At 69.9% G+C, this 20919-nt stretch carries 22 protein-coding genes; 15 read left to right on the top strand and 7 right to left on the bottom strand.

Annotation, left to right across the window (positions count from 1 at the left end):
* Nucleotides 1–191: 191 nt before the first annotated feature.
* The 3 genes from D892_RS0112735 to D892_RS0112725 all read left to right on the top strand — a co-directional run bounded on the left by D892_RS0112735 (nucleotide 192) and on the right by D892_RS0112725 (nucleotide 3442).
* Nucleotides 192–1727: an adenylate/guanylate cyclase domain-containing protein gene (locus D892_RS0112735; RefSeq protein WP_051499640.1), complete on the top strand. Its 1536-nt coding sequence runs from the start codon at nucleotides 192–194 to the stop codon at nucleotides 1725–1727.
* 155 nt (nucleotides 1728–1882) lie between these two features.
* On the top strand, nucleotides 1883–2998 hold the full coding sequence (locus tag D892_RS0112730; protein ID WP_232236334.1) for a YbhN family protein: 1116 nt from the start codon (nucleotides 1883–1885) through the stop codon (nucleotides 2996–2998).
* Between the two features lie 48 nt (nucleotides 2999–3046).
* Nucleotides 3047–3442 carry a DUF3054 domain-containing protein gene (locus tag D892_RS0112725; RefSeq protein ID WP_024801603.1) on the top strand — a complete coding sequence of 132 codons (396 nt, stop codon included), beginning with the start codon at nucleotides 3047–3049 and terminating at the stop codon, nucleotides 3440–3442.
* Between the two features lie 43 nt (nucleotides 3443–3485).
* Here D892_RS0112725 and D892_RS0112720 read toward each other — a convergent pair whose 3' ends face one another.
* Nucleotides 3486–5162: an NTF2-like N-terminal transpeptidase domain-containing protein gene (locus tag D892_RS0112720; RefSeq protein ID WP_051499638.1), complete on the bottom strand. Its 1677-nt coding sequence runs from the start codon at nucleotides 5160–5162 to the stop codon at nucleotides 3486–3488.
* A gap of 278 nt (nucleotides 5163–5440) precedes the next feature.
* Between D892_RS0112720 and D892_RS0112715 the strand changes: the two genes are divergently transcribed.
* From D892_RS0112715 to D892_RS0112695, 5 genes are all read left to right on the top strand, one after another.
* Nucleotides 5441–6118, top strand: coding sequence for a hypothetical protein (locus D892_RS0112715; RefSeq protein ID WP_024801601.1), 678 nt, complete (start codon nucleotides 5441–5443; stop codon nucleotides 6116–6118).
* A gap of 29 nt (nucleotides 6119–6147) precedes the next feature.
* On the top strand, nucleotides 6148–6579 hold the full coding sequence (gene aroQ, locus D892_RS0112710; RefSeq protein ID WP_036566995.1) for a type II 3-dehydroquinate dehydratase: 432 nt from the start codon (nucleotides 6148–6150) through the stop codon (nucleotides 6577–6579).
* A 104-nt stretch (nucleotides 6580–6683) separates the two neighbouring features.
* Nucleotides 6684–7613, top strand: a complete 930-nt coding sequence (locus D892_RS0112705; RefSeq protein WP_024801599.1) for an ABC transporter ATP-binding protein — start codon at nucleotides 6684–6686, stop codon at nucleotides 7611–7613.
* Nucleotides 7610–8461 carry an ABC transporter permease gene (locus D892_RS0112700; protein WP_024801598.1) on the top strand — a complete coding sequence of 284 codons (852 nt, stop codon included), beginning with the start codon at nucleotides 7610–7612 and terminating at the stop codon, nucleotides 8459–8461. Before D892_RS0112705 ends, D892_RS0112700 begins: the two co-directional genes overlap by 4 nt.
* A complete protein-coding gene (locus D892_RS0112695) occupies nucleotides 8451–8693 on the top strand; it encodes a helix-turn-helix transcriptional regulator (protein WP_024801597.1) in 243 nt (80 codons plus the stop codon). Before D892_RS0112700 ends, D892_RS0112695 begins: the two co-directional genes overlap by 11 nt.
* A gap of 102 nt (nucleotides 8694–8795) precedes the next feature.
* Here D892_RS0112695 and D892_RS0112690 read toward each other — a convergent pair whose 3' ends face one another.
* Nucleotides 8796–9626 carry a TIGR03620 family F420-dependent LLM class oxidoreductase gene (locus D892_RS0112690; RefSeq protein WP_024801596.1) on the bottom strand — a complete coding sequence of 277 codons (831 nt, stop codon included), beginning with the start codon at nucleotides 9624–9626 and terminating at the stop codon, nucleotides 8796–8798.
* Between the two features lie 224 nt (nucleotides 9627–9850).
* Between D892_RS0112690 and D892_RS0112685 the strand changes: the two genes are divergently transcribed.
* The gene (locus D892_RS0112685) at nucleotides 9851–10648 is read left to right on the top strand and encodes an SAM-dependent methyltransferase (RefSeq protein WP_024801595.1); all 798 of its coding nucleotides are present in this window, start codon (nucleotides 9851–9853) and stop codon (nucleotides 10646–10648) included.
* 165 nt (nucleotides 10649–10813) lie between these two features.
* Here D892_RS0112685 and D892_RS0112680 read toward each other — a convergent pair whose 3' ends face one another.
* A complete protein-coding gene (locus tag D892_RS0112680; RefSeq protein ID WP_024801594.1) occupies nucleotides 10814–11515 on the bottom strand; it encodes a TioE family transcriptional regulator in 702 nt (233 codons plus the stop codon).
* Between the two features lie 89 nt (nucleotides 11516–11604).
* Between D892_RS0112680 and D892_RS0112675 the strand changes: the two genes are divergently transcribed.
* Complete coding sequence (locus tag D892_RS0112675) at nucleotides 11605–12768, top strand: erythromycin esterase family protein (protein ID WP_024801593.1); 1164 nt, start codon at nucleotides 11605–11607, stop codon at nucleotides 12766–12768.
* A 37-nt stretch (nucleotides 12769–12805) separates the two neighbouring features.
* Here the strand turns inward: D892_RS0112675 and D892_RS0112670 are convergent, their stop codons facing one another.
* Nucleotides 12806–13126, bottom strand: coding sequence for a helix-turn-helix domain-containing protein (locus D892_RS0112670; protein ID WP_024801592.1), 321 nt, complete (start codon nucleotides 13124–13126; stop codon nucleotides 12806–12808).
* Nucleotides 13127–13289: 163 nt separating this feature from the next.
* Between D892_RS0112670 and D892_RS0112665 the strand changes: the two genes are divergently transcribed.
* Complete coding sequence (locus D892_RS0112665; RefSeq protein ID WP_255360298.1) at nucleotides 13290–14201, top strand: NAD(P)-dependent oxidoreductase; 912 nt, start codon at nucleotides 13290–13292, stop codon at nucleotides 14199–14201.
* On the opposite strand, the gene D892_RS0112660 is transcribed toward D892_RS0112665, so the two are convergent.
* A complete protein-coding gene (locus D892_RS0112660; protein ID WP_024801590.1) occupies nucleotides 14198–15322 on the bottom strand; it encodes a glycerate kinase in 1125 nt (374 codons plus the stop codon). The two genes, D892_RS0112665 and D892_RS0112660, sit on opposite strands and share 4 nt — an antisense overlap.
* An 88-nt stretch (nucleotides 15323–15410) precedes the next feature.
* Nucleotides 15411–16952, bottom strand: a complete 1542-nt coding sequence (locus tag D892_RS0112655) for an alpha/beta hydrolase (protein WP_024801589.1) — start codon at nucleotides 16950–16952, stop codon at nucleotides 15411–15413.
* 174 nt (nucleotides 16953–17126) lie between these two features.
* Here D892_RS0112655 and D892_RS0112650 point away from each other — a divergent pair, with 174 nt between their 5' ends.
* Nucleotides 17127–17438 (top strand): GNAT family N-acetyltransferase, encoded by a 312-nt coding sequence (locus D892_RS0112650; RefSeq protein ID WP_024801588.1) that lies wholly within the window; start codon nucleotides 17127–17129, stop codon nucleotides 17436–17438.
* Between the two features lie 101 nt (nucleotides 17439–17539).
* Here D892_RS0112650 and D892_RS0112645 read toward each other — a convergent pair whose 3' ends face one another.
* Nucleotides 17540–18301, bottom strand: a complete 762-nt coding sequence (locus D892_RS0112645; RefSeq protein WP_024801587.1) for a 1-acyl-sn-glycerol-3-phosphate acyltransferase — start codon at nucleotides 18299–18301, stop codon at nucleotides 17540–17542.
* Nucleotides 18302–18632: 331 nt separating this feature from the next.
* Here D892_RS0112645 and D892_RS0112640 point away from each other — a divergent pair, with 331 nt between their 5' ends.
* From D892_RS0112640 to D892_RS47700, 3 genes are all read left to right on the top strand, one after another.
* On the top strand, nucleotides 18633–19247 hold the full coding sequence (locus tag D892_RS0112640; protein ID WP_024801586.1) for a YqgE/AlgH family protein: 615 nt from the start codon (nucleotides 18633–18635) through the stop codon (nucleotides 19245–19247).
* 66 nt (nucleotides 19248–19313) lie between these two features.
* Nucleotides 19314–19895, top strand: a complete 582-nt coding sequence (locus D892_RS0112635; protein WP_024801585.1) for a sigma-70 family RNA polymerase sigma factor — start codon at nucleotides 19314–19316, stop codon at nucleotides 19893–19895.
* The gene (locus D892_RS47700; protein WP_024801584.1) at nucleotides 19892–20686 is read left to right on the top strand and encodes a zf-HC2 domain-containing protein; all 795 of its coding nucleotides are present in this window, start codon (nucleotides 19892–19894) and stop codon (nucleotides 20684–20686) included. The genes D892_RS0112635 and D892_RS47700 overlap by 4 nt, the downstream gene beginning before the upstream one ends.
* The last annotated feature ends 233 nt before the right edge of the window (nucleotides 20687–20919 follow it).

Here is a 20919-nt window from a genome sequence, read left to right as displayed (position 1 = left end):
GGTACGGTCGCCGCGACCCTTCCCCACGTCACTCACGCCGCGAGCCTAGCCGCACCGACCGACAACGAGCACGTGAGCGCGCGGATAGCAGGCGTACCATCGGCCGCCGTCGGGAGCACCGGCGCTCCGCAACGGCGCGAAACGATAGATTGGTCCTCGTGTCAGCGCCCTTGGAAGCGGTCAAACAGACCATGCGGACGCGCTGGCCGCTATATCTCGCATCGATGCTGGCGGCCAACGCCTTCGGTGCGATTCTGGTGTACGCGTTCATCCAGTACGGCCTGCCCTCCCCCGAGGGCACGCCGGCGGGTGTGCGGCGCACCGGCCTGGTGGTCCCGGTGTCGGTGTTCGTCGTCGGCGGCGCGCTGAGCGTCACCGCGTCGGCGCTGATGCTGCGCCCGGTGATGCGCTGGCGGCTGCGCGGCGGCCCGCCGAGCCGGCAGGAACAGATGGCCGCGCTGCACGCCCCGCTGCGGCAGGCCATCGTGCACCTGTTGCTGTGGCTGGTCTGCGGCGCGGTGCTGGCCGCGACGATCATCGTGGACACCCCGGAGCTGGCCGGCGCCGTCATCGTCACCGAATGTATGGCCGCGACCATCGTGTTCGGCTTCACCTACATGCTCGGCGAGCGGATCCTGCGGCCGGTCGCCGCGCACGCGCTGTCCACCGGCACCTTCGATCACACCCTCACCCCCGGCGTCGGCACCCGGATGGCGATGACCTGGGGCATGGGCACGTTCGCGCCCACCATCGCGATCGTGCTGCTGTGCGTCACCCAGATCACCTCCCAGGTGCGGTTCTCCGCGCAGTCCCTGGCGGTGTCGATCCTGCTGCTGTGCGGCGTGGTGATCATGCAGGCGCTGGCCCTGTCGATGCTGACCGGATCCAGCATCTCCGATCCCGTCCGCCAGCTCTCGCGGGCCATCGACCGGGTCCAGGAGGGTGCCCGCGACGTGCAGGTGGAGGTGTTCGACGGCAGCGAGATCGGACTGCTGCAGGTCGGTTTCAACCGCATGATGGACGAGGCCGCCCAGCGCCGCGAGCTGCAGGAGCTGTTCGGCCAGCACGTCGGCGAGGAGGTCGCGCGGCGCGCGCTCGCGCACGGCACCGAACTCGGCGGCGAGACCCGATTCGTCGCGGTGCTGTTCGTGGACATGGTCGGCTCCACCGCCACCGCGGCCGAACGGCCGCCCACCGAGGTGGTCAGCCTGCTCAACGAGTTCTTCCGGGTCGTCGTCGATGTCGTCGACCGCAACAACGGCCTCATCAACAAATTCGTCGGCGATGCCGCGCTGGCCATTTTCGGCGCGCCGCTGGACCGCCCGGACGCGCCGACCGCCGCCCTGACCGCCGCCCGAGAACTGCGCGAGGCGTTGCGCGAGGTGCCCGGCCTGGATATCGGCATCGGCGTCTCGGCCGGCCTGGCGGTCGCCGGAAATATCGGCGCCGCAAATCGTTTCGAATACACCGTGATCGGCGATCCCGTCAATGAGGCTTCCCGGCTGACGGAACTGGCCAAGGATCATCCGGGCCGGGTTCTCGGTTCGGGCAGCGCGTTGTATTTCGCGGACGAACACGAGCAGCGATTCTGGGAATCCGGCGACGAGGTGCAGCTGCGCGGCCGCCGCCGCAAGACGCGGCTGGCCTGGCCGAAGTCCGGGGAAGACCGGTCGGTGCCGACCGGCGCGGACGAGTCCGAGGCACGCCCGGATTCGGTCCTGGACTGATCGGTATGTGTCGCCGCCGCGCACGCAACCGTCAAACCAGGGGGCTGCTCCGGATAGCGCCGTTGGTTAGGCTGACTCGCGTGAGGGCCCATGGAGAACTAGCCGGCGACGCGGCGTCGCCCGCGGATCCGGGCCGCCGCGGGCGGTTCTGGTGGATGAAATGGGTTCTCGGCCTGGCGGTGTCGGCGCTGCTGATAGCCGAGGGCGTTTATCTCTGGCCCCGATTGCACGATTCCTGGCGAAATCTCACCGAAATCCATTGGGGCTGGGTCGCGGCCTGCATCCTGATGCAGGCGGTGTCGATGAGCGGTTTCGGCCGGATCCAGAAACAACTGTTACGCGCCGGCGGAGTGGACGTGAGCCAGCGCAAATCCGTGGCGGTGGTGTACGGCGCCACGGCGATGTCGGTGACGCTGCCGGCCGGTCAGGTGTTCTCCACCGCGTTCACCTACCGCCAGACCAGGCGCTGGGGAACGAGCCCGATCGTGGCCTCCTGGCAGCTGGTGATCTCCGGCGTGGTCGCCGCGGCCGGCCTGGCGCTGCTGGGTGTGGGCGGCGCGGTCCTGGTCGGCGACCAGGTCGGGCCGTGGAAGCTCGTGCTCCCGGTGGTCGCGGTCGTCGCGCTGATCTGGGCCGGCAACTACATCTCGAACAACCCGGGCTCGCTGGAATCGCTGGCCCGCCGGATCCTGCACCTGGTCAACCGGATTCGGCGGCATCGCGCCGACGACGGCCTGGACAAGGTCCACGAGATCCTGCATCAACTGGAGTCGGTGGATCTGGGCCGGCGCGACGGCGCCCTGGTGGCGGGGTGGGCGCTGGTGCACCGGCTCGGCGACGTGGCCTGCCTGGGCGCGGCCTGTTACGCCGTGGGCGCCGAGCCGCGGCTGGCCGGGCTGTTGATCGCGTTCAGCGTCGGGAAGGCGGTCGGCACGATACCGTTCGCGCCCGGCGGCATCGTCTACGTCGACGCCACCCTCATCTACAGCCTCACCGCCGCCGCCGGGCTGCCGGCCGCGCAGGCGGTCGCCGCGGCATTCGTGTACCGCATGGTCAGCTTCATCCTGGTGGCGATCATCGGGTGGATCGTGTTCGCGTTCCTGTTCCGCAAGCCCCAGGCCGAGGACGCCCAGTTCGAGAAGGAGTTCGAGCAGCGCTCGACGATCCTGGCCGAGCAGCGGCTCCGGAACGACAAACGAGGGGGCGACAAGCGAGGCGGCGACAAGCGGGCCGAGCGCGATCGCCGGGACGAGCCGGGCGAGCCCGGCTGAGGGGTACCTCGCGCCGAGCCGAACATCCCCCGCACTACCCTGTCCGGCGTGCGAAATCTGGTGCCGCTCGTGGCCGACGCCCTGCTGGTGATCGTGTTCTGCGCGATCGGCCGGCGCAGCCACGACGAGGCCGTGCTCGCCGGCCTGCTCCGCACGGTATGGCCGTTCGGCATCGGCCTGCTGGTCGGCTGGCTGCTCGCGGCGGGGATCGCGGCCCGCGGCGAGTTCGCCGCCGCGATACGGCGATTCGACCGCCGCCCGCTGTGGCCGGCCGGGGTGGTGGTGTGGCTGAGCACGCTGGTCGTCGGGATGGTGTTGCGGGTGGTCAGCGGTCAGGGCACCGCGGTGAGCTTCATCGTGGTCGCGGCGACCGTGCTGGCGTTGTTCCTGCTCGGCTGGCGTGCCGTCGCGCGGATGCTGGATCGTCCGAAGGCACAGGGCTGAGCCGTCCGAGCGGAACCGCGGCCCGGCCGGCGGAGAACTCGCGCTACTTGTCCGGTGCGGCCAGCGACTGCAACATGCGCGCGGCCATGCGCGCGGTGGCGTCGCCGCTGTCGGTGTTGTCGATGTGGATCGCGAACGCCAGATCACCCATGTTCGCCAGCAGCCAGCCGTTCTTGCCGGCGTCGGCCGCGTAGGCGGTGACGCCCGCGTACCGGCGCAGCGAGGCCAGCTCCGGGCCGGCGGCGGCATCGTCGGTCAGCATCCGGCGCAGCTGTTGCAGCACGTCGTCGGGGAGCTGTCTCAGCTGGGCCTCGGTGGTGGCCGGGCGGCCGATCTCGATCATCGGCGGCGCGACCGAGCCGCGCGAGATGGCCGCGGCCGCGATGGCCATCCCGAACGGGCTGGCCTGAATCGGGTCGGCGGCACCCTGTTTCACCTGCTCGACACCGCGGCCGCCGATCGGCAGCCGGCCGGTGGTCTGGTCGAGGCCGGGAACCTTGAAGCCGATGCCGACGCCCAGCACGGCCGCCGCCTCCGCGGCATCCTGCACCGAGACATCCTGTGGCGCCTTCTTCTTCATCACGGCCGCGGCCTGCTTGAACAGCTCCATGGTGCCGCCGGCGGGATAGGCGCCGGTGAAGGCCACCGGCCCCTGCTCGCTGGCATACGTGTTCTGCGCGGCCGCCACGACGGCGCCGGTGGACGGCTGGATCGCCACCAGCGTGGCCGCGGTGCCGGCGCTGACCACAGCGTCCTCGGCGGCCCGCTGCAACTTCTGGTCCAGCGTCGAGGCGACGTCCGGGCCGGGCGGCCCCTGCTGGCCGGCGAGCTGCGTGACCGGGCGGCCGTCCCCCTCGAACAGCTTCACTCCCCAGCCCGCATGCTGATCCCGATTCTCCTGCCACACCTTCTGCAGCGCATCGGTCATCGGCGAGGAGATCCGGCGGTCGGTGACGATCAGCCGCGGCTGCTTCTCCAGCACGACGCCCGGAATCGACGCCATCTTCGGCTCCAGGATGGCGAAATCGTCCTCGCGCAGGCGCACCGCGGTGACCGGCTTCCCCGGCGCGGCCGCCAGCTGCTGCATCAGTGAGGGGCCGGTGATCAGCGGCGCGACGGGCTCGATGGCATCGGCCAGCGCATTGGTCGAGGCCACCGGGTCCGGCATCTTGCCGGGATCGAGGTTCACGACATTGATGACCTGCTCGGCCATCAGCGTGTTGCCGGCGTTGTCGTTGACCTTCGGCGGCGGCGCGTCGGTGCGCACCAGCTTGACGCTGCGCTGATTGTCCAGCTGCGGGACCACCAGGCTGGGCTCCCAGGAGATTCGCCACCCGATCGCGAGCTTGCGGATCGACCCCTGCAGATCGTAGGTCCAGTCCTTACCCGGGCCGAAGTTCCAACCGGCCTGCAGGTTGAACATCGCCGAATCGCCGTCCAGGTCGATGTATTGGGCCAGCCGGTAATCCGGTTTGCCAGGATTGAGCCCGTCGAAGATTCGACGGAGCGTCGCCTCCGCGCCGTTGGGGTACGACGTCAGCTGGGCGGCACCGCCGGCATCCTTCTCATCCAGCAGATGAGTGAACTTTTCGACGATGGCTTGGGGGCTGTTCGGCTCCTCGTCGAGACCGCACGATCCCATCGCGATCACCAAGGCGACCGCGCCCACCAATGCCGCTGCGCCACGAAGGCGAAAGCGGCGGGATCCCCACACATCCATGTCGCCCACTCTTCACTCTTGTCACTCCAGCAACAAGACCAACGGTACCCGAAAGTAACGGACCCGGCGCCCGGTTGACGCCGACCGCATTCTCCATGCTCAGCGACCAGAATAATGCCCGTATCGCGTCATCCGGCACAGCAGATGCCAAAACGTTGGACGTGTTCTCGATGTGGCCGCCGGGACAGTCGTTCTCCGACAGCGGAATTCGTCGCGGCCCATCCGGTGTAATCTTGTAATCATTGTTTCACCACATCGAGCGTAAGTGAGGTAAGACCATGAGACACGGACCGCGGGGCCGGGGATTCGGGCGTCCGGGTGGTTGGCAACAGGCCGACCTCCCCGATGCCGCGGAGGCGCCGGACTGGTTCGCCGGCAGGTTGCCGAGCGACTGGTTCACGGGGCCTCCGGCGGTCGAGATCGACCGCGACGAGATCGTGGTGATCGGCGAATTGCCGCTGCCGGAGCAGGATCGCGGCGAGACACCGGCCACCGAGCAGTCCACCGAGGCGGAGCCGACCAGCACGACCGAGGCGGAGCCGAACGGCAAGACCGAAGCTGAGCCGGCCGGCGGCGAGACACCGACCACGGAGGTACCGCAGGCCACCCGGGACGGCCTCGTCGCGCGCTTCCGCGAAACCACCCGTCCGGCCCGGATACAAATCGCTCAGGAGGCGCAGGCCCGCTACGGCCGCAACGTCGCCTGGGGCGTCTCGGTGGAGGGCGAGCGAATCCTGTTCACCCACTTGGCGGTTCCGGTGATGACGCGGCTGCGCCAGCCGGAGCGAAAGGTGCTGGACACGCTGGTGGACGCCGGGGTCGCCCGCTCCCGCGCCGACGCGCTGGCCTGGACGGTGAAGCTGGCCGGCAAGCACGCCGAGGAATGGCTCGACGAGCTGCGCTCGGCCATGCGCAAGGTCGACGATCTGCGCGCCGAGGGTCCGCGCGGGCTCTGATATCGCGGGCGCCGACTAAGGTGTCCGGCATGGCACCGATCCTCGTGCTCAACGGCCCGAACCTGAATATGCTGGGCGCCCGCCAGCCCGACGTGTACGGCTCGGACACCCTCGACGACGTCATCGAGCTGTGCCGCAAGACGGCCGCGCGTTTCGGCCGGGAGATCATCGCGTTCCAGTCCAATTCCGAAGGCGCCCTCATCGATCGGGTGCACGCGGCGCGCGGGGCCGAGTCCGCCATCGTCATCAATCCCGGCGGATTCACCCACACCTCGGTGGCGCTGCGGGACGCGCTGGTCGTCCCGGAGGTGCCGATCGTGGAGGTGCACATCTCGAACGTGCACGCCCGGGAGGACTTCCGGCACCACTCCTACATCTCCCCCATCGCCACCGCGGTGGTCGCGGGCATGGGCATCCAGGGCTACGCCGCCGCCGTCGAATTCCTCTGCACCAGACCGTAGTTCGCTGGACACGTCGGCGATTCCGCGCTCGGCGAAAATCCCTGTGCGCCTCCGGGTGTAGTAGATATGCTACGAGCCATCCTGATGTTGCTACGGAGGGCAGGATGACAGTAGGCGATGACGTCGTGCTCGACGTCCGGGGTCTGCGAATGCGGTACGGCACCCGGGACGTGTTGCACGACGTGACATTTCAGGCCCGCGCGGGAGAGGTCCTGGTGCTGCTGGGGCCGAACGGCGCGGGTAAGACCACCACGATCGAGATCCTGGAGAGCTTCCGGATGCGGTCGGCCGGCGAGGTCACGGTGCTCGGCACCGATCCCGCGCACGGCGACGAGACGTGGCGGGCGCGGTTGGGCATCGTGCTGCAATCCTGGCGCGACCACGGCCGCTGGCGCGTGCGCGAGCTGCTGACCCAGCTCGGGGCGTACTACGCGCCGTATTCGACGGCGGCGATCACCCGGCCGTGGGACACCGACGAACTGATCGCCGCGGTCGGCCTGACCGAGCAGTCCGACACCAAGATCAGCAGACTGTCCGGCGGCCAGCGCCGCCGCCTGGACGTGGCCATCGGCATCGTCGGCCGGCCGGAACTGCTGTTCCTCGACGAACCCACCGCGGGCTTCGATCCGCAGGCGCGCCGCGAATTCCACGACCTGATCCACCGCCTGTCCGACGACGAGCACACCACGATCATGCTGACCACGCACGACCTGGACGAGGCGGAGAAGCTGGCCGACCGCATCCTGATCCTGGCCGGCGGGCGCATCATCGCCGACGGCTCGGCCGACGAGCTGTCGCGGCGGATCGCCGGCGAGGCCGAGGTGAAATGGACCCGCGAGGGTCAGCGGTTCGTGCACACCACCACCGAATCGACCAAGTTCGTCTACGAGCTGTTCCAGCAGTACGGCGAGGCGATCGGCGAACTGGAGGTGCGCCGCGCCTCGCTCGAGGACACCTACATGATCCTGGTGCAGCGCTTCGAGTCCGGGCAGGGCGGCGCCGAGGTGCACAGCCTGGAGGAGGTGACCCGATGAGTCCGATAGCGGCGGCGGCCCGGGCCGGGGCGGCTCGCGGGCTGACCGAGATGCGCCAGATGCACACCAACGGACAAGATCTGTTCGTGCAGTACTTCTGGCCGATGCTCATGCTCGTGGCGCTGTTTTTCATGCGCAACGGCCATTTCGAGAGCACCGGAATCGGTCTGGGGTCGCTGGCCCTGCCGAGCGTGCTGGGCCTGCTGGTGGCCTCGACCGGACTGCTCGGCATCTCGCAGTTCCTGGCCATCGATCGCGAAGACGGAACCCTGTTGCGCGCCAAGGCGACTCCGAACGGCATGTTCGGCTACCTGATCGGCAAGATCATCAGCACCTCCGGTTCCGTACTGGTGCAGGTGGTGGTCATGCTGGTGGCCGGGGCCTTCATCGTCGGCGGGCTGCACCTCGGCAGCGTCTACACCTGGTTCACCCTGGTCTGGGTGCTCGTGCTCGGCCTGCTCGCCACGCTGCCGATCGGGGCGGTCCTCGGCTCGGTGTTCGAGAACCCGCGCAATATCGGGTTCATCTCGTTTCCGATCATGGGCCTGGTCGCGGTGTCCGGCATCTTCTACCCCATCACCGCGATGCCGGGCTGGGTGCAGGGACTGGCCCAGGTCTTCCCGGTCTACTGGCTGGGCCTGGGCATGCGCTCGGCTCTGCTGCCCGGCGATGCGGCCGTCGTCGAGCTCGGCCACTCCTGGCGGCACTGGGAGACGCTCGGCATGCTGGGAGTCTGGACCGTGATCGGGCTGACGATCGCCCCGATCGTGTTGCGGCGCATGGCTCGTCGCGAATCCGGATCGAGCGTGGCCGCGCGCCGCGAGAGGGCGATGCGGAGTGCCTACTGAGGTCATCTACAACCGCATCGCGATGCTGCGCGCCGAGCGCGGCATCTCGCGGCGGCAGCTGGCCGAGGCCCTGGGCGTGCACTATCAGACCGTCGGATACCTGGAGCGCGGCGAGTACAACCCGAGCCTGCATCTGGCGCTGCGGATTTCGGAGTACTTCGGGGTGACGGTGGAGGTGATCTTCTCCGTCACGCCTTTCCCGCGGCTCGGGTCGGAATCCGAATCTGCTTGAACCACCGAGGTTTCCGCTGTCGAACCGGGCACAGGCAATCTCAGCGCCACACGACGTCCCGGCACGGCAACGTCCACTCGGCAGGACGAGGCCGGATCGCCCTCAGCCGATGAGGGTTTCGGCGAGAGCGCGCCATTGCGCACGGGGCACGTCATCGGGGTCGGTCGGTTGCACGACGAGCACCACTTGGTCGGCTCCCGCGTCGAGATGGCGCCTGACGCGGGTGGCGACGGCGTCGACGTCACCCCGGGCGACCAGCCCGTCGATCAGGCGGTCACTCGTACTGTCGATGTCGTCGTCGCCGAAGCCCATCCGGCGTAGGTTCTGGCGGTAGCCGCCCACCCGGGTCAAGAAGCCGACCGACTCGCGGACCGTGGCCCGGGCCCGCTCCGGATCCCGTTCGAGCACAACGTATTCCATGACGGCCAGGGTCGACTCGTCACCCAGGATCCGCCGGGCCCGCGCGGTGAACTCCGGGGTGACCAGCAGCGGCAGCGCGCCCGCCGCCCGGTCGCGGGACAGTTCCAGCATCCGCGGACCCAGCGCCGACAGCATCCGGGCGCTCGCCGGAACCGGCGGGTCGGCGGCGTCCAGGTCGTCGAGGTAGGCGTTCATGGTGCGCAGTGGCCGTTCACCGTGCGCCCCACCCAATCCCGTGATCAGCCGCCCCGGATCGGTGGCCTCGAGATCGCGGCGGAACGCGACCACATCCTCGGCGGAATACCTCCCGACCGGAACGATCGCGCTGCCGACGGTGACCTTCCCGGTCGCCCGGACGACGTCGCGCAGCGGGTCCAGCGTCGCCAGCTGTCCGCCGGCGATCCAGATCGTGGAGTAACCGAGACTCTCCAGCAGGGCGGCGTCGTCGAGGTGGCCGCCGTCGGCGCGCGCATCCAGGGTCACGCCGATCGGGCCCAGTTCGAGGTGTGTCATCTGTCGACGCCTTCCGTAGCGGTCTCATCGGATGAACGCGACGCTAGATCCTGAACCTAACTCGAGGTCAAGCGGCGGGCGGGAGCGCGTGCGAGGCGGGTCGGCACCGCGCATGGCCAGGTGCGATACCGCAGGCGCGCCACCGGGGCCACACACGCTCGTGCCGGACCGGTTTCGGGTTACCCTCGAAGAAATTGTCCGATTCGCCCAGGGAGTACGACCCCGTGCCGAACGAGCCCATCGATCTGAAACAGGACCGGCCGCACAGCGCCCGCATGTACGACTACATGCTCGACGGCAAGTCGAACTACGAGGTGGACCGGGCGGCGGCGGAGCAGGTCCTGCGGTCGAATCCCCACGCGCGCAAGGTCGCCAAGGCCAACCGGGCCTTCATGCACCGGGCGGCACGATTCCTGGCCGAGACGGGAATTCGGCAGTTCCTGGACATCGGCACCGGGATCCCGACCGAGCCCAATCTGCACCAGGTCGCGCAGGAGGTGAATCCGGCCGCGCGCGTGGTGTACGCCGACAACGACCCGATCGTCCTCGCCAACGCCCGAGCGCTGATGTCCAGCACGCCGGAGGGCCGCACCGCCTACGTGCACGCCGACCTCACCGACCCGGAGGCCATCCTGAACGCACCCGAGGTCGCCGCGACGCTGGATTTCGCGGAGCCGATCGCGGTGAGCCTCATCGCCGTCGCCCATTTCGTCCCCGGCGACCGGCTGTACGAGATCGTCGACAGTCTGCTGGCACCGCTGGTTCCCGGCAGCTACCTGGCGATGACCCACCTGACCACCGACATCGACCCCGAGGGCGTCGGCGCCACCGTCCGGGCCGCGGCGCAGGGCGGCATCGAGCTGGCGCCCCGCGACCGGGACGCCGTCGCCCGATTCTGCGCCGGACTGAACCTGGTCGAGCCCGGCATCGTCCCCCTGCACCGCTGGCGGCCCGAGATGGAGCAGCCCGCCACCTACGACGCCACCCTGCCGCTCTACGCCGCGGTCGCCCGCAAGCCCTGATCCGCCGCACAACCAAGCGCGCTGCCGCGGCGCCCGGTGGCGAACCGGAACGTCGATGTGATGTCCGCGGTCCTGCACGACTGGGACGACGACTCCGCGCACGCATCCTGCCGTCGATCAAGCGCTCCGCGAATCCAGGGCCCGGTGCGCATCGTGGATGGGCGGTTATCCGGCGGGCGTGCTCAGGTAGTGGTCGAGGTGGGTGGCTGCGGTGAGCATGGCCAGGCCCTGGGTGGTGAGCTTGTGTTGCCATTCGGTCAGGGCGGCGGTCAGTTCGTCTGTGCCGCGGGCCGTTCTGACCTGCTGGACCACGGTGGCGATGTGGTCCAGGGGGTAGCCGCCGCGTCTGAGGAGGTGGGCCAGGTCGGCGTCGCGGGTGTCGGTTGCGCGGAAGATCCGGTGGCCGGTGAGCGGGTCTCGGGCGGGGGCGAGGATGCCGACTCGTTCCCAGGTGCGCACCGTGGCCGGGGTGACGCCGAGCCGGTGCGCGAGCTCGCCGATGGATCGAATGCCGGGACCCGTTCGGTCCCAGTCATTTTCGGACTGCGAGGTGAGGTGGTCGACCGCCTTTCGCACCCGATCGAGGGTGTCGCGGTCGCGGAGCAGCCGGGCGTGGCCGCGGTCGATGATCGTCAGGGCCTTGTCCAGTTCGTTCGCGTGCAGCGCGTTCATGATCGCGCCGCCGGCCCGGTGGCCGTAGGCCGCGATGAGGGCGAGGTAGGCGCGAAGCGCCGCCGCGTGCAGTTCGGTGAAGATGCGGTAGCCGCTGTGCGTGCGGGCGGCGGGTGGGATGAACCCGTCTCGCTCGTAGTTGCGGACGGCCTGGGTCGAGAGGCCGTGTTCGCGGGCCAGGTCGGCAGGGCGCATGTTTTCACCGATTTGAGACTTTATGGCATTACTTGCTGGTGGTGGCTGACGAAGTTTACCTCGTTCGTTCAAAGATACGATTCAGGAGTATGAGCCAGGAGATTCGAGACTTCGCCAATCCGCCGTGTGAGCTGCTGGCACTGGGCGAACCGGCACACCCGACGCAGGAACCGGCCTTCGGGCCCCTCCGGAACGAACTGTTCGCATCGCTTGCGCGCCAAGGCTTCCGGTCCATCGCCCTGGAGACCGATCGGGTGTCGGCGCTCGCGGTGAACGACTTCGTCCAGGACGGCGTGGGAACACTCGAAAAGGCGATGGGGCAAGGCTTTTCGCACGGATTCGGCGAGCTGGAGGCCAACCGCCGGCTGGTCACCTGGATGCGCGAATACAACGAGGGCCGCCCCGCCACGGAACGGCTGGCCTTCCACGGCTTCGACGCGCCGACCGAGAACACCAGCGCACCCAGTCCCCGGCGCTATCTCGAATACGCGCGCGACTATCTGGGACTCGACCTAGACCTCGCGAACCTGCTGGGCGCCGACGAACGGTGGAGCCGCCAGGAGGCGATCCTGGACCCCGCCCTGTCGATCGGCGACAGCCCCGCGGCCGCGCACCTGCGGGCGATCGCCGACGACCTGCTCACCGCGCTCTACACCCGCGCGGCGGAGCTGATCGCGGCGACCTCGCGCGCCGACTGGTTCCGGGCCCGCACCCACCTCACCGCCGGCCTCGGGCTGCTGCGCTACCACAAGCAGGCCGCCCGGCGGATCGAGGAGGGCGCCCGAATATCCGGCCTGCTGGCCGCCCGGGACACGCTCATGGCCCGGAACCTCCTGGACATCCGCGGCATCGAGGAGCAGCGCGGCCCGACGCTGGTTTTCGCCAACAACGCTCACCTGCAACGCAATCGGAGCAGTATGCGCATGGCGGGGATGACCGTCGACTGGTCCCCCGCCGGCGCCATCGTGGGCGCCCTGCTGGACCGGCGGTACACCGTCGTCGTCGGCAGTCTGGGTCGCAGCGCAGCCCTCGGGCTCGGAGAGCCGGATCCGGACACCTACGAGGGGTTCCTGCAGGGGCACATCACCACCTGGGGCCTGACGAGCGCCGCCGCGGTCCCTTCCGCACGCACGCGCACGGACATGCGGGCGGGGCTGGCCTACGCTCCCCTCGACCAGGCAGTCGTCGACTCGGCCGACGCCATCCTGCATGCCGATGCCGGCCCGGTGCCCGCGAAGGAGCGCACGGCGTGATCACGCACCGCTGAGACCGACATCGGCCCGGACCGTCTTACGGCCCGGCCGATTCCAGCTCGCAACCGAGGATCCGGGCGCGGTGCTCGTCGCCCCACCGTTCCAGTGGGCGCAGGGCCGTACGCAGCTCCTCGCCGAGCGGAGTGAGCGAATATTCCACGCGCGGTGGAATTTCCGGATAGATCTCGCGATGGACGATGCCGCTGCCCTCCAGGTGGCGCAGGTTCTCGGCCAGCACCTTCTCACTGACCCCGTCGAGCAGCCGGCGGATGCGGCCGAAGCGCTGCGGACCCTCGCCGAGCACCCACATCAGGTGCATCCTCCACTTGCCGCCGACCACGTCGATGGCCACGGACATGCCGCACACGTCGTCATCCGGGTGACAGCCATCCGGGTGACAGTTATCCGCGTCACAGCTCGGCTCCATCGCGACCCTCCTGACGGTATTTCCCACCTCGAGGTAAGCAACCGGACCTCGACGTGCGGTATTCCCGAGACTACCGGCGGCCGCGACCATCGGAATCCGGCGCCACTTCCGATTTCGCGACAACACGAAGGATTTCACGATGTCTCAGCAGTCCGTCTCGGTCATCGGCCTGGGCCCGATGGGGCAGGCGATGGTGAAACAGTTCCTGGCGGCCGGCCTCGAGGTGACGGTGTGGAACCGGAGCCCCGACAAGGCCGATGCCATGGCCGAATCGGGCGCCACGCGGGCGGCCACCGTGGCCGAGGCGCTGGACGCCAACGAGGTGATCGTGGTCAGCCTGACCCACTACGACGCCATGTACGAGGTGCTGACCCCGGCGACCGGCCACCTGGCGGGCAAGGTGATCGTCAACCTGTCCTCCGACTCCCCGGAGCGGGCCCGGGCGGGCGGGGCCTGGATCCGCTCGCACGGTGCGGAATTCCTGTCCGGCGGTTTCATGTCGGCCGGCGACAACATCACGCATCCGGCGTCGTACATCTTCTTCAGCGGACCGCGGGAGGTCTTCGACGCGCACGCCGGCCTGCTGCGCCCGCTGAGTCCGCAGGAATACCTCGGCGCCGACGACGGTGTCGCACAGGTCTTCTACCAGGCCCTGCTGGTGATCTTCCACCCGTGGACGCTGGGGTTCACCCAGGCGCTGGCGGTCATCGAGAACTCCGGGCACGAGATCGACCAATTCCTGCCCTACGCGGAACGATCCAGCGCGGCGTTCCCGTACTTCATGACCGAGTACGCGACCGCGGCCAAGGCCGGCGGCTGGGGCGATGCGGCGAGCTGGGTGATGATGGACGCCGGCGCGCAGCACATCATCGACGCCAGCACGGAGTCCGGTGTCGACGCCACCCTGTCGCGGGCCGCACAAAGCCTGTGGCGCAAGGCGATTGCCGCAAACCGGGGGGCCGACCGGCCCGTGACGATGTACGAGTTGTTGCGCGGCGGCCGCTAGCTCAGGTACTCGGCGGCGAGCCGGGCACCGAGCTGCTCCAGCAGTGACCCGGCGTAGGCGATGGAACGCGCCGGGTCCGGTTCCAGCTCCGACAGCGCACGGCACCCGTCGAAGCCCGCCGTGCGCAGCTGTTCGCCGGACAGCAGGCAGCGCCCGGCCACCGCCACCACCGGTACACCGGCGGCGCGGGCGGCCGCGCGGACACCCATCGGCGCCTTACCGCGCAAGGTCTGCTCGTCCAGCGAACCCTCGCCGGTGACGACGAGAGCCGCACCGCGCAAACGGGATTCGATATCGGTCAGCTCCAGCACGACATCGATTCCGGGACGTTCGACCGCGCCGAGCACGGACATCGCACCGAAGCCGGTACCGCCGGCCGCCCCCGCGCCGGGGCGCCCGGCGGCTTCCGGATCGATCAGCTCGGCCCAATTCGCCAGGGCTGCTTCGAGAATCGCGCACTGACCGGGATCGGCGCCCTTCTGCGGGCCGAAGACCGCCGCCGCACCCTCGGGTCCGAGCAGCGGATTGTCGACATCGCTCGCGAGCGTGACCGTGGACTCGGCGAGGGCGGGGTGCAGGGCCGACCGATCCACTCGCGCCGCCTCAGCGAGAGCCGCTCCGCCCCTGGGGATCTCGTCGCCGCCGACATCGAGGATTCGCAGTCCGAGTGCCTGCAACATGCCCGCGCCACCGTCGCTGGACGCACTGCCGCCGACCCCGAGAACGAGGGACCGCGCACCCCGGTCGAGGGCGTGGGCGATCACCTGCCCCAAGCCGTAGGTGCCCGCATGCAGCGGATCGAGCTGCCCGCCGGGCAATGTCACCAGGCCCACGACGGAGGCCAGTTCGATCACAGCGGTATCGTCTCGCACCGCATAGCAAGTCGACACCGGAGCACCGGTCGGCCCCGACGCCGCCACCGATACCCGCTCCCACCCGGCCGCGAGAAAGGCGTCGACGGTCCCGTCCCCGCCGTCCGCCACCGGAACCTGCCGGATGTCGGCCTCCGGGACCTCCCGGGTGATCCCGGCCGCCAGCGCCGCCGCCACCTCGGCGGCCGTCAGCGACCCCTTGAACTTGTCCGGTGCCAGCACCACTCGCCGCGAAGTCCCGTTGATCATCCCGCCATTCTGCGATGCCGCCCGCTCGGCCTCCTACCGCGAATCGCATTCGCCCGGTCACGCGCGTCGGACGCGCACGACCGGTCGCTCAGTTCAGCGGAGCCTGGTCGACGTGGTCGATCGTGACGTCGCCGGTGCGCAGATACGTCATCACGGCATCGTCGAGCGGGGCGTTCCCGCGGCCGAAGGTGCCGTGGTCACCGCCCTCGACGGTGATCAGGGAGCCGTTCAGGACGGCCGACATGGCCGGGCCGCCTTCGTATTTGGTGGCCGCGTCGTGACGGCTCTGCAGAACCAGGGGCCGGGTGGGCAGCCCGCGGTTGGCGACGGCGACCGGCGTGGCCACCGGATCCCAATCGGAGCAGGCCACCCCGGACCGGACCATATCGGCCCGGGCGTCCAGGGCGTTGCCGCCGGAGGCGACGGTCGCGGCGGCCGTCCCGAGCAGTTCCATCCGGCCCGGTATCGCGTTCTCGTTGCAGGTGATCGCGGCGAATACGTTGCGGCCCGTGCTGTCGGTCGCCGTCACGCCCTCGATCGCCTGCAGTTCCCGGGTGTCGTTCGGATCGAGGTCGGCGTCGGCCATGGCGCGGGCGAAGGTCGGCCAGAAGCCGCGGGTGTAGGTCGCGACCGACGTCGCCGCCAGCAGCGGCACCTGCGCCGAGGTCCCGCCGGAGGTCAGCGCGCGAATCAGGTTCTGCAGCTGGCCGATCTGGTCGCGGCTGCCGTTGAGGCCGTCGCGGGCCACCTGGAGAACCGGTTCGGGCAGATTGCCCGGCAGGTCGGCGGTCGAGGCGGGCGGCGGGGTGAGGTTGGCGTACCAGCCGCCGCCCTGCGCGACCACCAGCCGCACCCAGTTCCGGTACACCTGCAGCGGTGTCGCGCCGAGGTGGTACTCGGCATCGTGCTCGGCGATCCAGCTGAACAGGTCGTCCAGGCGCTGCTTGCCGGCCAGCTGCTGCTGCGCGAACTGCTCGTTCCACACCCAGCCCGGATGCACGCTGGAGTCGAGCACCATGCGGTCGACCCGCTCGGGGAACATCGTCGCGTAGACCGCGCCCAGATAGGTGCCGTACGAGGTGCCGTAGAAGTCGATGCGGTCCAGGCCCAGAGCGGCGCGCACGGCGTCCATGTCCCGCGCGGTGTTCTCGGTGGTGATGGTCTGCACGTAGCCGGGTTGCGCCTCGTCACAGGCGGCGCGCGTGACACTGCGGTCCTCGTGATCGGCGATTCCGCAGCTCAGCGGCGTGGACCAACGCAGCCCGCGCGGCTGCACGGCGATGCGGTCGTAATGCTCGCTCAGCTCCGCGGGCAGCCGCGGCGAATGCTGGGCCCAATAGTCCAGGGCATCGGCGCCGGGGCCGCCGGGATTGGCGAACAGCGTGCCGAGCCGCTCCCCCGTCGCGCGGATCCGGCTGACGGTCACGTCGATTCGCGGCCCGTCGGGTGCGGAATAGTCGCGCGGCACCGAGATCACCGCGCATTCGGCGCCGCTGCCCGGCGCCACCGCGCCCTCCGGGCAGGCGCCGAACGCGGGCGCGGCGTCGGCGACCGCGACACCGACCGACTGCACACCCAGGCAGGCGGCGAACAGCCAGGCCACCGAGCGCATCGCGCGTCGTCTCGTCATCGGCGTCGTTCTCCCCGGTCGAGCCGCTCGAGCATCGGATCGCGCTCACAGTCGGCCACAAGCATTCTGGGCGGCCGCGGGCCCGGTGACAACTCGAGTCGGCCGCCGGCGGCGGGCAACCGGATACCCGTCACATTCGGCCCGCTCGCGTGCGCGACACAGTAGCGTCGAACCATGTCGACCGATGTGCGCAACAACAAGGAGCTCGATCGTTTCGAGATCTATGTGGACGACGGACTCGCCGGCATCGCGGAATATCAGGACACCGCCGCCGAGCGCGCCTTCGTCCACACCGAGATCTATTCCCGCTACGGGGGCCAGGGCTACGGGCGCACGCTGGTCCACGCCGCCCTCGACGCCAGCCGCGACGAGGGGTACGGAATCCTGCCGCTGTGCCCGATGGTGCACCGCTTCGTGGAGACCAGGCCGGAGTACGTGGCGCTGGTCCCGCAATGGGCGCGCGAACGGTTCGGGCTGCCCGAATGAGCCGGCTCCGCGAGTAGGCCGCGACAGACTCTGTCAGTAGGCCGCCTCTGTCAGTAGGCCGCCTCTGTCAGTAGGCCGCCTCTGTCAGTAGGCCGCCTCTGTCAGTAGGCCGCGACGGCTCCGTCGAGCGCCCGCTGCAGGCTCTCGCGCACCACCCGGGCGATCTCGGCGGGGCGGGCGGGCAGTTCGGCCACCGGCACGCCGAGATGGAAGCTGGCCGACTTCGCCTCGTCGCCGGTCGGCGGCACGGTCGGGTCGGGGCGCGGGCCGTAGCTGAGACCGAGGCCGACCAGGGCCGGGCGGGCGCCGAGCTTCATCGCGCGGAACGCGATGTGCCCGATGCCGCTGCCGACCGCCTGCACCCGGGTGGGGTCGACATCGTTGCAGGTGCCCTCGGGAAAGACCGCCACGGCGTCGCCGCGCGCCATCCGCTCGGCGCAGACGTCGATCATCCGCTGGCCCGCCGCGTTCACCGCGCGCAGGCCGTGATCCTTGCCGCGGAACACCGGAATGCCGCCCATCATGTCGACCTTGCGGCGCTGTTCGGGATCGATGAACAGCTCGTCCTTGGCCAGCACCCGGGCCCGCCCGATCACCGGCCGCAATCCGCTGCGCCAGGCCGCGGCCGCCACGGTGTAGGGATCCTGTTCGGAGAGGTGGTTGATCGCGATCAGCAGCGGGCGCCGCCGGGACACCAACTCCCGCAGGCCCTCCCGGGCCCCGTCGGCGTAGCTGATCCGCGGCCGGTAGCGCCGCGCCAGCAGTGCGTAAGCGCCCTTGGCCTGCCACCGATTCTGCCGGTGCTCCCGATAGAACTCGTACACGGCATCGCAGTTGTCGAGGACCACCTCGGGGTGTTGCATGCCGGAAACAGTAGCGAGAACGGCCCACGCACCCAAACGGTCCTGTGATTTGCCTTACACCCTACCGCCGGCGCGGTCCGTGCCGGTCCGGACACCGGCGCCGCGGCCATTGCGAGGCAACCGATCACTATGGCACGGGCCGATCGAAAAGCTCCCGCGCAACCCCTCCCGAATCCCGGTGCGGCTCGGTTCGCGACGGTCGGCGCGCAACCGGCGGTGGACCGGACGGGGCCCGCCGGAACCGCACCGCGAGACCGCGGAAACACGCCGTGGCGCAGTCGCGGCAACCAACACGGTCCCGTTTCGGCGACAGCGGTGCGATGATGACGGGGTGGCACGCGCAGAGGAACACGGCGACCGCTTCGGACGGGAATCCCAGCACGAGGAACAGGTGGTGCGGCCCGGCACGCTGCTGGTTTCGGCGACCGATCTGACCGAGCCCTCGTTCCGGCGCACCGTCGTGTACATCGTCGAGCACAACGACGCCGGCAGCCTCGGCGTAGTCATCAACCGGCCCAGCGACACGCCGGTGGGGGACGTGCTACCGCGCTGGGGCGAGCTGGCGGCCGCACCAGGTTCGCTGTACCTGGGCGGCCCGGTGAAGCGCGACGCGGCACTGTGCCTGGCCACGGTGAAGGTGGGCACCCCGATAGATCGGTCCGCCGGCCTGCGCCGGGTGGACGGCCGGGTGGCGCTGCTGGATCTGGATTCCGATCCGGACGTGATCGCGCCGATGGTGGAGGGTATCCGTGTCTTCGCTGGCTATGCGGGCTGGACGTTCGGGCAATTGGAGAGCGAGCTGGAGCGCGGCGACTGGATCGTGCTGTCGGCCCTGCCGAGCGACCCGATCGCCGGCCGCGCCGACCTGTGGGCTCAGGTGCTGCGCCGACAGCCGCTGCCGCTGTCGATGCTGGCCACGCATCCGATCGAACTGGAACGGAACTGAAAACGTATACGCCTAGTGTGGCCACTATTTCCGGATCCGTGATCCGACGATCGACCAGGCGAGCGTATGGCACGCTCGCCCAGTGACGGATCCGATACCCAGCCGTCTCGCGGCGGCGCTCCCGCACTCCCGGCCGTCGGTGGTGACCCGGCTCAGGCGGAGCTGCTGCGGGTGCTGTACGACCAGCACTCGGCGGCGCTGTGGCGCTACACCTACAGCCTCGTCGGGGATTCGGGGCGGGCCGAGGACATCGTGCAGGAGACGCTGTTGCGGGCGTGGCAACGCCCGCAGGTCCTCGATCAGTCGACCGCCTCGGCGCGGGCGTGGTTGTTCACCGTGGCCCGCAACATGGTGGTGGACGAGTACCGCAGCGCCCGCCATCGCCGGGAGTTCCGCACCGACAAGCCGCCCGAGCAGCCGACCCCGGACCAGGCGGACCGCGCCTTGGACGGCTGGCTGATCACGGATGCGCTCGCCCGGCTCAGCATCGACCACCGCGAGGTGATCGTGCGCGCCTACTACCGTGGCCTGTCGACCCAGCAGATCGCGACGGAACTGGCCATCCCCGAGGGCACGGTGAAATCCCGGATGCACTACGGCATGCGCGCGCTGCGCTCGGCACTACAGGAGATGGGGGTGACGAAGTGACGGACACGGCGCCAACGGCGGTGCCCGGCGGCGACGACGCGTACGCGACGTGGGATGCCCCTTACGTTCTCGGCGCCCTCGACCGTGCCGAACGATGGGAATTCGAGGCGCATCTGGCGCAGTGCGCGCGGTGCCGGGAGGCGGTGGCGGAGCTGGCCGGGATGCCCGGGTTGCTCGGGCAGGTGAATGCCGGTGTGGCGCTGTCGCTGGTCGATTCGGTACCCGGCGAGCCGACCGCGTACGAGGATCCGGGTGCGTTCGGTCACCCGGCGGCGTCTGCGCCGATGCCCACGTCCGCGCCGATGCCCGCGCCTATACCACTGTCCCGCTTGGCAACCCGGGCGCGCGAGGAGCGCCGCCGCGGGCGGGCACTCGCGGCCGCGGGGGCGGTGGCCGCGGCCGTCGCGGCGGCGGCCATCGCGATCCCGGTGACGACCTCGCTGAGCGAGAGCCCCGCTCCGGCGGCCGTTCCCCAGGTGGTGGCCGAGCGGAGCATGGATCCGGTGGTTCCCTCGCCGATCACCGCCAGTTTCCGGGTGGTGGCCGTACCCGACGGCACCCGGGTCGAAATGACGTGCAGCTACGCACCGTCCGCCACGCAGTACACGTGGCAGGGTTCGATGTGGGTACTGCACGCCGACGGCACCCAGTCGATGATCGCGCAGTGGACGGCCCAGCCGGGCGAGACCGTGGCGCCCGACGGCACCACCGCCGCCCCGCCGGATCAGATCCGTTCCATCGAGATCCGTTCCACCGCATCCAATCAGGCGTTGCTCCGGAGCAGCCTGTGATGCCCGGCATTTCTCGCAGCAGCGCCAGGGTCGTGCACAGGGCCGCGACGGCGATGCCCTGCGCACCGACCCGCAGGCCCAGGACGCTGTCCCATTTCTGGTGCAGCGCACGGGCGTCCGGCGGAATCACGCCCGATCGCGCGGCCGCCTTCTGCGCCTCGTCGATCGGCTCGGCGACGCCGGCGTAGCGGGTGAGGAACCCGAGTAGCAACGCCCGACGGCACTGTCCAGCG

The organism is Nocardia sp. BMG51109 (assembly GCF_000526215.1).
In the GTDB taxonomy this organism is placed as follows: Bacteria; Actinomycetota; Actinomycetes; order Mycobacteriales; family Mycobacteriaceae; genus Nocardia.
The sequence above is the reverse complement of the archived record's forward strand: the minus strand, read 5'-3'. Positions and strand labels throughout refer to the sequence as shown.

Excerpts from the sequence above, each read along its gene's own strand:
- D892_RS0112735 (WP_051499640.1), top strand. The coding sequence starts at position 192 with ATGCGGACGCGCTGGCCGCTATATCTCGCATCGATGCTGGCGGCCAAC.
- D892_RS0112730 (WP_232236334.1), top strand. The coding sequence starts at position 1,883 with ATGAAATGGGTTCTCGGCCTGGCGGTGTCGGCGCTGCTGATAGCCGAG.
- D892_RS0112720 (WP_051499638.1), bottom strand. The coding sequence starts at position 5,162 with ATGGATGTGTGGGGATCCCGCCGCTTTCGCCTTCGTGGCGCAGCGGCA.
- D892_RS0112715 (WP_024801601.1), top strand. The coding sequence starts at position 5,441 with ATGAGACACGGACCGCGGGGCCGGGGATTCGGGCGTCCGGGTGGTTGG.
- aroQ (WP_036566995.1), top strand. The coding sequence starts at position 6,148 with ATGGCACCGATCCTCGTGCTCAACGGCCCGAACCTGAATATGCTGGGC.
- D892_RS0112705 (WP_024801599.1), top strand. The coding sequence starts at position 6,684 with ATGACAGTAGGCGATGACGTCGTGCTCGACGTCCGGGGTCTGCGAATG.
- D892_RS0112700 (WP_024801598.1), top strand. The coding sequence starts at position 7,610 with ATGAGTCCGATAGCGGCGGCGGCCCGGGCCGGGGCGGCTCGCGGGCTG.
- D892_RS0112690 (WP_024801596.1), bottom strand. The coding sequence starts at position 9,626 with ATGACACACCTCGAACTGGGCCCGATCGGCGTGACCCTGGATGCGCGC.
- D892_RS0112680 (WP_024801594.1), bottom strand. The coding sequence starts at position 11,515 with ATGCGCCCTGCCGACCTGGCCCGCGAACACGGCCTCTCGACCCAGGCC.
- D892_RS0112675 (WP_024801593.1), top strand. The coding sequence starts at position 11,605 with ATGAGCCAGGAGATTCGAGACTTCGCCAATCCGCCGTGTGAGCTGCTG.
- D892_RS0112670 (WP_024801592.1), bottom strand. The coding sequence starts at position 13,126 with ATGTCCGTGGCCATCGACGTGGTCGGCGGCAAGTGGAGGATGCACCTG.
- D892_RS0112660 (WP_024801590.1), bottom strand. The coding sequence starts at position 15,322 with ATGATCAACGGGACTTCGCGGCGAGTGGTGCTGGCACCGGACAAGTTC.
- D892_RS0112655 (WP_024801589.1), bottom strand. The coding sequence starts at position 16,952 with ATGACGAGACGACGCGCGATGCGCTCGGTGGCCTGGCTGTTCGCCGCC.
- D892_RS0112650 (WP_024801588.1), top strand. The coding sequence starts at position 17,127 with ATGTCGACCGATGTGCGCAACAACAAGGAGCTCGATCGTTTCGAGATC.
- D892_RS0112645 (WP_024801587.1), bottom strand. The coding sequence starts at position 18,301 with ATGCAACACCCCGAGGTGGTCCTCGACAACTGCGATGCCGTGTACGAG.
- D892_RS0112635 (WP_024801585.1), top strand. The coding sequence starts at position 19,314 with ATGGCACGCTCGCCCAGTGACGGATCCGATACCCAGCCGTCTCGCGGC.